Below are 12,439 nucleotides of genomic sequence, written 5' to 3'. Positions count from 1 at the left end.
TACTTCTGAAAATCCTCGCGGATTTTCAGTTTGGTGTGTACTTGCAAAGTTAAGTGCTAATCCACGCAACTAATCATAGCCGAGACCGTTAGGTGTAAGTTTTGAAGAGTTATTATCACATAAAACTACTAAATGGATATTCCAATAAATGGAGTATTGGAGAATCTATTCGCACACCTTCAAATGAAAGTAATCATTTCCAAAAATCAATTCTTCGAGGACTCGATAGAATAACAAGTGACAGAAGAAATAATCAACGATTTCTCGATTATGCATCAGATTTTATTGACGAAAATGACTTTAACAAATTTGACTCATCTGAGCTAGATACTGAAATGACTGAATTAATGTTAGAGGAGAAATATAGTGGATTTCAACATTTGGCGTCGGAATTATTGAAGTGTAACTTTCAATATTTAAAATGGATTAGGGAAGAAATTTTTGAAAATATTAGGCTTAAATACTATGAGAAAATTCCATCTAGAAAAAAAGGAATTTGGATTTGCGAAAACGAATATGTCAAGTTTTGGTGGGATGAAATAGGAAAGAATTCTAGAAAAGAAATATATGAAATTAAATTAGCTGACTCAACTAAGCTTCATAAAGCTGATGAGCTGTATGTTAAGTTAACATCTCTTAGCCCTTCTGAACTTGAAAATAATGCTCATCAATATTGGAAAGGAATTATTAATTCCGATTCAAATATTGAAATCTTATACGAAGGAGAATTGATTGTTATCAATAAATTCGAAAGCATAGATGAATGGCAAAAAACCAACACCTAACAATGGCTATAATTCATTGTGGTTTTGTGCCACACCAAAATAAAAGTATAAATCAAATGGCTGGATTTCGGCGGAATAATCCTGCGGATGATTCCACAACGAAATCATAGCCGAGACCGTTGCCATTAATTTGAATGAAACTAACTGACCAAATAAAAATCCGAGAGCTGAAATTCAAACCAAAGGTTGAAATTTTAGAAAATACTGTTGAATTGAACGACATCGGAATTTCGATTCCAATACCCAACGAATTTACAGTTGATGAGGGCGGAATTTTTGAAAGTTTTAAAACAGAATATGTTTTTCCAGAAAACTCGGAATTTTCAAAAAAAGACAGAGAAGACTTTGAAAACCGGATTTTCCCACCTGTTTTTACACTCAAAAAAAATAATGGAAGACCAATAATTGCGTGCTACTTATTTGACATTAGAGCATTGAAAGGTGGAAGCAACCTGAACATTCGGAGCATAAACAAGTTTGAGTTAATGTGGACACCATATTTAGCAAAAAAGACAAACGAAGTTCCAATGAATGCCAAAAGAATTCTGAAAAACGACTTGGCTGGAGCACTTTCGACCGAATACGGATTTGAATATAAAATCAAAAATGGAACGGAACCAATTCCTTCAAGTTTAAGAATATTGACTTACGAAGTTGGGAATTTTGTATTGACTTTTTATTTAGTTTATGACAATGCGAATGACCTGAAACAGAACGAATTGGATTCTTTCATTGACGGAATAAAAACTAATGGCAACAATGGCTATAATTCATTGTGGCAAAAAGCTAAATCGATGTTTAATCTATAAATCTAACGGCAGGATTTCAGCGGAATAATCCTTCGGATGATTCCACAACGAAATCATAGCCGAACCGTTGTGCGTCATTTAAGAAAACCTGTGAAATACAAGAAAATAAGAGGATTAAAACGAAAGGTTGCTAATATTCAGAATTGGATAAATGAATATTTAGACTTAAATGTTGAGCATTTGAATGAACATAAATACGAATACACCAAAGTTTATGTTGACCCCTGGGACAATCTGACTTTGACTGACAGTCTGATTCCTGAACCGAAAGGAAAAGCCAAAAAGGATATTCTAAACGGACTTGAAAAAATCTATGATAGTTGGAAAATTGAATTAGAGAAATTAAACAAACCGTATTATTTAAAAATATGGTTGTACGAACCAAGGATTTCTAAATCTCAAGTCGTTTGTGCAATTGATGAAAAGATTGATTATTACGAAAACATATTTGAAAAAGCAGATTTCAAGCCAAATGACTCGTCATTTACTAATCAATTGAGTTCTGAATTTAAATGGCAACCGAATATTGACGAAGAACCTTATTGGGAAAGTGATTTGCTTTGGCCAATTGACCAGTACCAAAGAATAGAAGACAGTTATTCGGACAGAAGACTTTTGAACAAACTGAAAAAAGGGAATTTTAAGAATAAAGAAATTGACAGTCCAAATGGAAATAAAGACACGATTTATTTCTTACCAAAAGGGAAAATTTGGGTTGGAGAAAAATAAAAAACGAACGCACAACAATGGCTATAAGTAATTGCTTGTTCTCGCCTACTTCTGAAAATCCTTGCGGATTTTCAGCTTGGTGTGTACTTGTAAAGTTAAGTGCTAAATCGCGCAACTACTCATAGCCGAGACCGTTGTAGTGCATTAGAAACGATATGAAAGGAGAATATTATAAGACCAAAGAATCTGTTAAAGAATATATCAAGTTAGCAAAGGATGTTAATGGAAGTAAGTTGATTGAAAGACTTGAAGAAGTTTTACCTCACAATTCAGATTTACTTGAAATTGGCTCTGGTCCTGGAACTGACTGGAATATATTAAACAAATCGTACAATGTTGTAGGTTCAGATAATTCAACTGAATTTTTAAACCATCTGACCCTTGAAAATCCCGATGGTGAATTTCTTGACTTGGATGCCATCACCTTAAGAACCGACAAAAAATTCGATGGAATCTATTCGAACAAAGTACTACATCATCTAAAGGACAATGAACTAATTGATTCAATTAAAAGACAATCTGAAATTTTAAATCCCGATGGCATAATGTGTCATTCTTTTTGGAAAGGAAAAGGCTCTGAAATCTTTAAAGGATTATTTGTTAACTATCACAACGAAACAAGCTTAAACGAAAAATTCAAGGGTTTTTTTAAGATTATTTCAATCGAAAGCTATAAAGAGTTTGAAAACGATGATTCTCTTTTGGTAATCGGAAAAAAAATAACGCACTACAACAATGTATAACCGCAATTTGCTCACTAAAGCTTATTTTTAAAGGGGTTCGTCAGTCGCATTGCTCTTGTCGCGGATTCGACTATCCCGAAACAAGTTCGGGACAGGCTGTCCGAATCCACTCGGAATTGCTAACGTCTTTGCTAAACCGAAAGCTAACGCATTTAAACCCGTAACTGACGGTTATACGAAGCCGTTAGACACAAGTGAAAAACGAAATTGATATTTATTAAACTAATTGTAAATTCAAAATTATGACTGACATTCAAGTAAGTGCAAGACTAAAAATTAAACCAGGTAAAATGGAAGAGTTTAAACAAGTAGCTAACTCTTGTGTGGAGCAGGTTAAGCAAAAAGATAAAGGGACAATTCAATATGATTGGTTTTATAATGACCTAAAGGCCGAATGTATTGTTAAAGAGCGCTATATAGATTCAAGGGCGGTTTTAGATCATATGACTAATGTTGGCGAATTGTTGGGAGGATTAGTTGATCTCTCAACGATTTCTTTGGAAGTCTATGGAAGTCCTTCTGCTGATTTAAAAAATGCACTTGAAGGATGGGACGTCACATATTATGAATTTGGAATTGGGATATAGAAAAAAAAACCAGTGCCTAACAATGGCCATAATTCATTGTTGTTTTGTACCACACCAAAATAAAAGTATTTATCCACGGCTGATTTCTAAGCGGAATTATCCTGCCTTGCCCGCGTGCCAACTCGCTTGCTGCTTCGCAGTCGCCGTCACAACGAAATCATAGCCGAGACCGTTGTAAGCAATATAAAAGTGGAAATGATTGGAAATAAAATTAAAGGCTTAGGAGAAATTGTTCTGCGAGTCAATGATATGGAGTTGATGAAAAATTTCTATAGTAAAACTATAGGATTTGCATTGATGTATGAATCCGATACGTGTACTTTTTTCAAAATTGCAGATGGTGTTGGTGGCCATACCCAAACTTTGGCATTATTTGCAAAGAATAATCCAACTGCGTTTAGCGAAGAGTTAAAAGCTATAAAACCAGAGCATACCACCTTACATCATTTCGCTCTCGAAATTGAAAAATTGGACTATGAAGAAATGCTGAATTTTTGTAAAAAAAATAAAATAGAGTATGTAACCGAGGTCTTTGAATGGGTGAAATGGAGATCCATATTTATTAAAGATCCAGAATCGAATATTGTTGAATTTGTTTGTTATGATCCGGAGATTTAAACTACGTATAACAATGGCTAAAAATAATTGCTAACCACATAACTATTCCCAACCAAAACAGCCCTCAACCACTCACAAAAAATGAAACCAACAAAACTTTCTTTAATCATTCCCTTTACAGCCTTGATCCTTATGTTCGCTTCCTGCGATAAAAAGCCTTATGTGCTCAGCGAGGGGTATATGTATGTTCAAAAAGAAGAACGGCGGAATGATGCCACCGAATGGGAACTGGTATGGGAAGATAACTTTGACCTAGACACCTTGGATACCGATACCTGGAGCCGAATCGGTCTTTTTACTTCTTCGAAATGGAAAGTACCGGTGGAGGAATGGAGGGAAGTGACCAACTGTTTCCGATATATCACGGCCACAGATTCAAGGGTGGTCACCTTTGGCGATAGCAATATTCACCTTAATGGCATCATTAATCCCGATTCCCTTACAGGAGATCCTCGTCCCTATTTAACCGGGGGAATCTATTCCTGGGAGAAATTTGCCTTTCAGTATGGGCGTATAGAAATCAAGGCCAAGCTGGATCAGGCCTATGGGATGTGGCCCGCCATATGGATGCTGTCCGAAAAGGAAATCTACCCGGACCAACATAACGGGGAAATGGACATTATGGAAACTCTAAACCATGATGACTTTGCGTACCAAACCACCCATAACCATTATACCATTACGCTAAAACAGGAGGAACCAAAAAAGTTCGCCACGGCCAAAATAGACACTACGGGTTACAACATCTACAGCGTAAGCTGGTATCCCGATAAATTGGTGTATGCGGTCAATGGGGTAACGTCTTACGAATATCCTAAAGTTGCCGGGGCAGGCACCTACCAATGGCCCTTTGACCAGCCGTTTTATCTGCTTATCGACCAGCAAATGGAACACGCATGGCCCGGGATGATCACACATCCGGAGGAACTCCCTATTAGCATGACCGTGGATTGGGTGCGGTTGTATCAATAAGGAAAATATACTGTATTAAATCGCAGTAGCTATATTTCTTAAATCCACAAAGACTTCATGAATCTCAGCCTCAATATTTTTCAACTAATTTTTATTTTGGGTGGGGTTCATGGCTTGATCAGCAGCGGTATTCTTTTTTACAAAAGGAACAAGTCCATAAATACGATACTGTTCGGCTTGTTCCTCTTTTCCGTATCCCTTGCCTGTATAAAAATTCCCATACAGGAAATTTTCCCCCGGTTTAACTCAAGTTTTCCCATCCCCATACTATATCAATTTACATGGGGACCTTTGTTGTATTTGCTGATATTGAGCAGCCTTTACCATAATTTCAAGCTTAAAAACACGGACTATCTCCTTTTTATACCCTCCTTATTATTTGATGTTGGATTGCGGTTTGTGACCCTTTGGAGCGGGGTCGACAGAGGAACATTAAATAGCGTCAATTTTTTGGTGGACATTATAGCTGCGCTATACTTCCTTTTTTTTCTGGTCCGATCCCTCAATGTGCTTTCGTCCTTCAAAAAAGGATTGGAAGATTTTTATTCAGACATAAACCGAAATACAATATTCTGGATCAGTTCCTTTTTTAAAATATCCTTCCTGTTGATTGTTTGTTGGCTCGTTTATATTGTTAGCACAATTGCCCTATCAAGCTACAGTTTTGGGTCGATCAATACGTATTACCCAGCTTATATCGCTATTTCTGGGATTATTTATTACCTAACTTATTCTTGGGCAAGTGAATTGCGGATCCAGCAGCTTGAGAGTAACTCCAATAACAAACCCCTAAACTTCCCCATTTATGATGCCCAGGAAATTCTGGATAAAGTTCTCGAGAACAAGTATTACCTAAATCCGGAAATTACCATTAAGAGCCTTGCAAATCTGATGCAGCTAAACAGGAACGGCTTATCGCATTCCATCAACAAAGGTTTGGATAAGAATTTCAACGATTTTATAAACGAATTGAGGGTTGATGAAGTAAAAAGAATACTCAATAACCAAACCCATACCCATTTGACCCTCTTGGGAATTGGGCTTGAATCCGGCTTTAACTCCAAGGCGTCGTTCAATAGGGCCTTTAAAAAATTTACGGGTCAAACACCCTCCGAATACCACAAAACCCTGTCCAAAAAATAAGGTCTCAAATGCCAATTTGAATCGACTTGCACTTCAAAATTCATTCTTTTTGAAACAAAAATTAAGAATGAAAAACCACAACTGGAAACTTACCTTATGCAGAGTATTGCTATTCTGTCTTTGTACTGTGCTACTAATGATCCTTAGTTCATCGTTGACCAATGCATTGCCCAAACCATGGTCGGATATTTTACATATTACCATTTCTGCAATAGCTGTTTTAGGAATAAACATCCCCTTCGCCCGCTGGGAAAAACTAAACTTGGCCGAGATTGGCGTTGTTCCAAATGGTAGAACAATCAAGTGCTTTACACTGGGGTTTGCCATCGGCTGTGCCATGGTGACCACATTTACTTTATGGGTCGTTTTCGCAATCAATTCTAAATTGATTGTTGTTCAATCCCCTTCTTTTTCATCAATCTTGATTCCATTTTTACTCTATTTTGTTGTCTCTTTGAGAGAAGAACTAGCCTTTCGTGCTTTTCCCTTGCGCTCACTCAACTACGCCATTGGGTCTTGGAAATCCCAAATTATTATCGCACTCATTTTTGCAATAGAGCATATGGCTGGTGGGATGACTTTTATAGATGCCTTTCTTGGGTCTGGCGTAGGTGCTATCCTTTTCGGAATTGCAGCTTTAACCACAAAAGGCATTGCCCTGCCTGCTGGGATTCATCTTGCTTGGAATTTTGGGCAAAGGTGCTTTGGTTTTAAAAATGAACCTGGGATTGTTTGGGAGCATGTTATTATAGAAGGTAGTGAAGCAAAGAATGAACCTATGGTCTGGATTGCCTATCTTACGGTAATGGGCCTGTCAATTTTGGGCTTCTATCTGTACGGTCGAAAAAAAACCGCTTTGCAGGACGCATAGCAAATCTATAATTCACCTTCCAGTCAGAAAGAAACAACAGCGAATACCATTGGTATGCAAATGGATTCTTTAGGCAAATCGGGTTTGGTTTAAAATTAAACGATAACTTTATTGGTAGCAGATTTACGCTTCAATAAATATGTTCTCCTTGAGTTAAAACCGCCCTATGAAACGCCGATTATTTTTCAATAGAGTTTCTGCCGCCTTTTTGGGGATTGGACTTGCATCCAGTTCGTTTGTAAAACCGACCAAAAAGAAAAATAAGAAAGCCAAAGTATGCGCTACCGTGGATCAAGAAGAGGTCTTCTTTTACGCCGATCTGATTCCCGGACCGGTAAGGGTGGTCCACATTGCCGATACACATCTATTTAAAGATGATGAAAGGGGGATTCCTTTTCAAGAGTTTAGCAATCGCATGGCCACGGCGTATAACCAAACCACCCATTTTAAAACAGGAGAGTCAACGCATCCGGAAGAGGCCTTTGAACAAACCCTGGCATTTGCAAAAGAGGTAAATGCAGATGTGATCACCTTGGTGGGGGATTTGTTTAGTTTTCCGTCTGAAGCTGCCATCGAGTGGGTGCTGTCCAAATTGAAGGCAACGGGCGTTCCCTACATTTATATCGCCGGTAACCACGATTGGCATTATGAAGGTATGGAAGGTAGCTTGGAGGTGTTGCGCGATACATGGATCAAGAAGCGCCTACAACCCTTGTACCAAGGCAATCATCCTTTAATGGCGGCTTACGATATCAAAGGCATCCGCTTTTTGGCCATTGATAATTCCACCTATCAAATTAATGACGAGCAATTGAAATTTTTTACGGAACAGGTTGCCAGTGGCATGCCATTGGTGCTCTTGGTCCATATTCCCCTGTATGCACCTGGTAAGGGCATTTCGTTTGGCTGTGGAAATCCAAATTGGGGAGCGGCCACAGATCGTAACTTTGAATTGGAAAGGCGTCCTAAATGGCCAGAAAGTGGGCATACGGAAACAACGCTAAATTTTCACAAGCAGGTTTTTACAGCCCCTAACTTAATAGGGATTTTTGCAGGGCATATCCACCGAAATTCAATCGAAATTATAAAAGGGAAGCCTCAAATAGTTGCGGATGACAACGCCAGCGGAGGGTATTTGGACATCAACTTTTTACCTTTGAATGAACAACATAAAAAATTGATTTAGTAATTATTGATTTCAATTTCTACCCACTTGCAAGAAACAATCCCAAATTTATTGGCAACATTATCCTTTCTTTTGCCTCAAAAATCACTCATGTAATATGAAGTTTATCAAGGAGGTCTTCAACCATTTTTTTAAAAGCAATACGTTTCAAAAAGGAGCTGCTTTGGCTTACTATGCCGTGTTTTCCCTATTGCCCATGATCATTATCCTGATTTCAGTTTTTGGACTGCTATTTGGAAAACAAGCCGTTTCCGGAGAGATATTCCAACAACTTAAAAGCACGCTGGGTAGCGATGCGGCCATGCAAATCCAAAATATTATCAAAAACCACCATACTACCCACAACAGTGTGATCACCACGATAATTGGTTTTGTCACCTTGGCACTAAGCGCATCGGGAATGTTCAGTCAAATACACAATGCCTTTAATAGCATTTGGAATATTAAGGCGAAACCAAAAAGCAGTATCCTGCAATATTTGTCAAAGCATTTTTTCTCCTTTGTCATACTAATTGTACTGTTTTTTATTCTATTGATCAGCACCTCGGTAAACTCCTTTTTAATACATCACGCCCAAGGTTTATCCAGTGAATACCAGTTTGCTTATCTCTATGAACATATAATATCCTTGATCATAACCAGTATGGCCTTTGCCGTCATGTTTAAATTTTTGGGCGATGTTATCGTTCATTGGAAAGTTGCACTTTTGGGAGGCTTGATCACTGCCTTGCTGTTTATGTTCGGCAAAATCGCCATTGGAATGTACATAGGACATAGCCACCTTAGTTCAACATTTGGCTCGGCAAGTGTTTTGGCCCTATTGATGCTCTGGGTGTATTATACATCCCAGATTATATTTTTGGGAGCTTCCTTTGTTGAAATAATCAGTAATAAGCTTGGCTATGAAATTTTACCCAATAACAATGCGGTAAAAATTAAAAATGTGGAACTGAGCGAATAAACCAGGAAATCACCTTTTAATGACAGTCAACCAGTAGATACGGATTTAAGTATGGGACTATTTTCATTTTTTAGAAAGCGCAAAAAGGAGGAGGGGAAATTGCAACCGGAATCCAAATGGAAGGTAGAATTCAAGGGATCCACGATCACAACCACGGATTATGATGGAAATGAACACTCCATTGCCCTAAGGGTTATTCATCAGATCATCATAGAGACCAACGATTCCGGGCCTTGGGGAACGGATATCTGGTGGAGAATTCTATCTGACGATGGTATTTTATCTGTTCCAGGAGGGGCAACAGGTGAAATGGAAATGCTAAAAAACTTTCAACGTTTTCCGAATTTTGACAATGAACAGTTGATAAATGCAATGGGTTCGACCGAAAATGCCGAATTTGTTGTGTGGAAAAATGAATAGCAAAGAACGATGATGAACCTCGTAGATAAAACCAAAGCTTACGCCATAAAAAAACACAAAAATGCTAATCATAAATACGATCAATACGATTATGATTTTCACCTTAACAAGGTGTATGATATTGCCCAAGAATTTATCCATACCATAGATACTGATGAAAGGGAAAATGTATTGGCCGCCTGCTGGGTTCACGATATCATCGAGGATGCCCGGGAAACCTATAACGATGTAAAAAAAGAAACCAACGAAACCATTGCCGAACTTGCCTACGCGTTGACCAATGAAAAAGGGAGAAACAGAGCGGAACGGGCAAACGAAAAATATTACAAAGGAATCAGGGAGACCAAAAATGCATCCTTCCTTAAATTTTGCGATAGAATTGCCAATGTGACCCATTCCAAAAATAATGGCTCCAGAATGTTCGAAACTTACAAAAAGGAAAACGAGGAGTTTATCTCGAAAATATTTGTTCCTGAATGTGAGGAAATTTCGAAATATCTAAAAAGCTTGTTTGGCAACTAGCACAAAACAGCATGTCCATGAGCTACTAGCAGACATCAATGAGAAAATGGATCATTAAACAAATGGAAAAGTTTGGGCTTGACAGTTCAAATTTAAAAACCCAAACAGCGGTGCAAGGTCATTATCTTCAGCCAGGAGAAATGGAAAGAATTGTGTTCCCAAATGGCCTTGAAAACACCAGTGTGTGGCGAGTCAAGGAATGGTTTTTTAAAGATGGACAGCTGATCCAGCCCGGAAACATCGTTGGGGTTGTCGAAAATGCAAGGCAAATATTGGAATTTGAAACTTATGTGGGCGGAAAATTCTATGCCGTGAAAAAGGAAGGACAAAAAGTTGAAGTGGGCTCCATCCTTTTTGAAGTAAGGGGTTAATCACTTGTTTTGCACTAAAATCATCAGTGCATACATAAGATACGGGTTTCCGCAATGGAGATCTTGGGCAGCAATTATCTTTATGGATGGGACTTTCGTTTGGGCAACTCAGCACACCGGAACTTAGACAAAACAAAAATAGAATTTGACAATCAATCCAAGGGCAGTATCAATAACAATTAAATCCCTTAAAATAAATATGAGCTTGATATACCGACTTTTACCTTTTCTCATCTTCTATTTGGCATCCTATGATCAATCCTTGCATGCACAAAGTTGTCAAGAGCTTGAATCTTGGACTCAGGTTATTGAAAACGAATTTCCTAGTGTTAAAACAAAATCCCCGCGTTCTGGCTCACCGGTTTATAATGCCATTAGATTTAATCTTCTTTCGGATAAGTTCTTTATTCCAATGTTCGGGAAACCTTTTGAGAAATTAGGTAAGTTGAAAAAATTCGCTATAGCGGTCAAAATAACAAAATGTAAAAAGAAACCTAAGTATCCAGTTTCACAAAGACTTGATTGGTACATGTGGGGCGTATTAAATCAAGAGAAGGCCTATAATGATGCGATAAAGGAAGTTGCCACAATTAGAGAACTACGTAAAGAATTCCCGGTTATACTAAACAAAATTAATTCGCCCTTGGTTACTTATGAGGACTTGGAAGGTTTTTCCAATCTGGTGGAAACAGAGTTTCAACGATTACTTCCCTCTGAAATCAATAGGCTAGAACAAGCCATTGAAAAACAATATGCAAAGGCTTCAAAAAATAGCATAGCCCAATCGCTAGATTCAGTAAACAAAGAAGTTGATAGTTTTGAAAAGCTACATAAAATTAGGATTTTCGATTTGGTTCACAAGCAAATGTTGAGTCATTTAAATGATACTGACAAACGGGCATTCAGAGACCAATTATTTACGATTGAAACCAACACAATAAATAACCTGCTAAATCAGGAAGAACTAACGTTTAATGTCATCAGCAAAGTTAAAGTCCAAGACTACCCTAAACTCAATCAAGCAATTTTCACATTTCTTGGTTCATGGAAACCCTACTTACATGTATCCAGCGTTCAGGGGTTTAAAAAGAGATATTTTGAGCTAAAAACAAAAATAATTGGCGACAACGCTAGTTATGCAGGGGGACTAGTAATTGAATCAGAAACTCTTGAAACCTTTAAAATGAATCAAGATGAAGTTTTTAGGTACACCCTTTCTTCCGACCCTAGGATTAGTAAGATGCTAGCTATCGTAAATAGAACTTTTAAACAATTTGAGCTCGTTTATCTTATCGAGGAGATTTCAAAAATAAGGGAGGAAGTTATGGTTTCTAAAATTTTCTCCATGAAATCATTCAGAACACTACAACAAAATTTAAATAAAATTGAAGAAATTCTGACGTATCCAGGGCTTGATGAAGAAACAATAGCGAATACGGATTTCTTCATAAAAAAAGCCTTATCCATTTCAGATATAATCTGCGTTAAAAACATGCAAACTGAACATTTAAAAATCATAGCCGATTTTGAGAACATTCAGCATAAAAAACGTTACCATTTAGACAATTTCAAAAGCCAGATAAGGGCGTATAAAACAAAATACAAAGATTGTGATGGCCATGCCGGTCAGGAGATTTATAAATTGACCATTAAACTTATGGAGACGCATGCAGGTAGATATTTTTAATAAAAATTTGAGGGAAAAGAGTTCTACGATTTATT

15 protein-coding genes are annotated in these 12,439 nt (G+C 37.6%); all 15 read left to right on the top strand.

The features are described from left to right. Positions 1-101: 101 nt before the first annotated feature. The 15 genes from M3P07_RS11955 to M3P07_RS11885 all read left to right on the top strand — a co-directional run bounded on the left by M3P07_RS11955 (position 102) and on the right by M3P07_RS11885 (position 12,404). On the top strand, positions 102-785 hold the full coding sequence (locus M3P07_RS11955; RefSeq protein WP_249970142.1) for a DUF2441 domain-containing protein: 684 nt from the start codon (positions 102-104) through the stop codon (positions 783-785). A gap of 134 nt (positions 786-919) precedes the next feature. Then, positions 920-1,594 (top strand): hypothetical protein, encoded by a 675-nt coding sequence (locus M3P07_RS11950; protein WP_249970141.1) that lies wholly within the window; start codon positions 920-922, stop codon positions 1,592-1,594. 36 nt (positions 1,595-1,630) lie between these two features. Beyond that, positions 1,631-2,323 carry a hypothetical protein gene (locus tag M3P07_RS11945; RefSeq protein ID WP_249970140.1) on the top strand — a complete coding sequence of 231 codons (693 nt, stop codon included), beginning with the start codon at positions 1,631-1,633 and terminating at the stop codon, positions 2,321-2,323. A gap of 155 nt (positions 2,324-2,478) precedes the next feature. Continuing rightward, positions 2,479-3,066, top strand: coding sequence for a class I SAM-dependent methyltransferase (locus M3P07_RS11940; protein ID WP_249970139.1), 588 nt, complete (start codon positions 2,479-2,481; stop codon positions 3,064-3,066). Between the two features lie 242 nt (positions 3,067-3,308). After that, complete coding sequence (locus M3P07_RS11935; RefSeq protein WP_249970138.1) at positions 3,309-3,653, top strand: putative quinol monooxygenase; 345 nt, start codon at positions 3,309-3,311, stop codon at positions 3,651-3,653. A gap of 195 nt (positions 3,654-3,848) precedes the next feature. Continuing rightward, entirely contained in the window at positions 3,849-4,271 is a 423-nt protein-coding gene (locus M3P07_RS11930; protein ID WP_249970137.1) for a VOC family protein, read from the top strand. Between the two features lie 81 nt (positions 4,272-4,352). Beyond that, positions 4,353-5,243, top strand: a complete 891-nt coding sequence (locus M3P07_RS11925) for a glycoside hydrolase family 16 protein (RefSeq protein WP_249970136.1) — start codon at positions 4,353-4,355, stop codon at positions 5,241-5,243. A 57-nt stretch (positions 5,244-5,300) separates the two neighbouring features. After that, entirely contained in the window at positions 5,301-6,386 is a 1,086-nt protein-coding gene (locus M3P07_RS11920) for a helix-turn-helix domain-containing protein (protein WP_249970135.1), read from the top strand. 49 nt (positions 6,387-6,435) lie between these two features. Then, on the top strand, positions 6,436-7,257 hold the full coding sequence (locus M3P07_RS11915) for a CPBP family intramembrane glutamic endopeptidase (RefSeq protein ID WP_249970134.1): 822 nt from the start codon (positions 6,436-6,438) through the stop codon (positions 7,255-7,257). Positions 7,258-7,423: 166 nt separating this feature from the next. Beyond that, a complete protein-coding gene (locus M3P07_RS11910; RefSeq protein ID WP_249970133.1) occupies positions 7,424-8,443 on the top strand; it encodes a metallophosphoesterase family protein in 1,020 nt (339 codons plus the stop codon). A 97-nt stretch (positions 8,444-8,540) separates the two neighbouring features. Further along, positions 8,541-9,404: a YihY/virulence factor BrkB family protein gene (locus M3P07_RS11905; protein WP_249970132.1), complete on the top strand. Its 864-nt coding sequence runs from the start codon at positions 8,541-8,543 to the stop codon at positions 9,402-9,404. Between the two features lie 51 nt (positions 9,405-9,455). Further along, positions 9,456-9,824, top strand: coding sequence for a hypothetical protein (locus tag M3P07_RS11900; RefSeq protein ID WP_249970131.1), 369 nt, complete (start codon positions 9,456-9,458; stop codon positions 9,822-9,824). 9 nt (positions 9,825-9,833) lie between these two features. After that, the gene (locus M3P07_RS11895; RefSeq protein ID WP_249970130.1) at positions 9,834-10,346 is read left to right on the top strand and encodes a phosphohydrolase; all 513 of its coding nucleotides are present in this window, start codon (positions 9,834-9,836) and stop codon (positions 10,344-10,346) included. A 38-nt stretch (positions 10,347-10,384) separates the two neighbouring features. After that, complete coding sequence (locus tag M3P07_RS11890) at positions 10,385-10,717, top strand: biotin/lipoyl-containing protein (RefSeq protein ID WP_249970129.1); 333 nt, start codon at positions 10,385-10,387, stop codon at positions 10,715-10,717. A gap of 145 nt (positions 10,718-10,862) precedes the next feature. After that, the gene (locus tag M3P07_RS11885; protein WP_249970128.1) at positions 10,863-12,404 is read left to right on the top strand and encodes a hypothetical protein; all 1,542 of its coding nucleotides are present in this window, start codon (positions 10,863-10,865) and stop codon (positions 12,402-12,404) included. Positions 12,405-12,439 lie beyond the last annotated feature (35 nt).

Origin of the sequence: Flagellimonas myxillae, assembly GCF_023502235.1 — a bacterium.
In the GTDB taxonomy this organism is placed as follows: domain Bacteria; phylum Bacteroidota; class Bacteroidia; order Flavobacteriales; family Flavobacteriaceae; genus Flagellimonas; species Flagellimonas myxillae.
This window is presented reverse-complemented; position numbering and strand designations above follow the sequence as displayed.

Bases quoted from the DNA above. Each gene is read 5' to 3' on its own strand.
- M3P07_RS11900 (WP_249970131.1), top strand. From the start codon at position 9,456: ATGGGACTATTTTCATTTTTTAGAAAGCGCAAAAAGGAGGAGGGGAAA.
- M3P07_RS11890 (WP_249970129.1), top strand. From the start codon at position 10,385: ATGAGAAAATGGATCATTAAACAAATGGAAAAGTTTGGGCTTGACAGT.
- M3P07_RS11920 (WP_249970135.1), top strand. From the start codon at position 5,301: ATGAATCTCAGCCTCAATATTTTTCAACTAATTTTTATTTTGGGTGGG.
- M3P07_RS11940 (WP_249970139.1), top strand. From the start codon at position 2,479: ATGAAAGGAGAATATTATAAGACCAAAGAATCTGTTAAAGAATATATC.
- M3P07_RS11930 (WP_249970137.1), top strand. From the start codon at position 3,849: ATGATTGGAAATAAAATTAAAGGCTTAGGAGAAATTGTTCTGCGAGTC.
- M3P07_RS11895 (WP_249970130.1), top strand. From the start codon at position 9,834: ATGATGAACCTCGTAGATAAAACCAAAGCTTACGCCATAAAAAAACAC.
- M3P07_RS11910 (WP_249970133.1), top strand. From the start codon at position 7,424: ATGAAACGCCGATTATTTTTCAATAGAGTTTCTGCCGCCTTTTTGGGG.
- M3P07_RS11950 (WP_249970141.1), top strand. From the start codon at position 920: ATGAAACTAACTGACCAAATAAAAATCCGAGAGCTGAAATTCAAACCA.
- M3P07_RS11925 (WP_249970136.1), top strand. From the start codon at position 4,353: ATGAAACCAACAAAACTTTCTTTAATCATTCCCTTTACAGCCTTGATC.
- M3P07_RS11935 (WP_249970138.1), top strand. From the start codon at position 3,309: ATGACTGACATTCAAGTAAGTGCAAGACTAAAAATTAAACCAGGTAAA.
- M3P07_RS11945 (WP_249970140.1), top strand. From the start codon at position 1,631: ATGATTCCACAACGAAATCATAGCCGAACCGTTGTGCGTCATTTAAGA.
- M3P07_RS11905 (WP_249970132.1), top strand. From the start codon at position 8,541: ATGAAGTTTATCAAGGAGGTCTTCAACCATTTTTTTAAAAGCAATACG.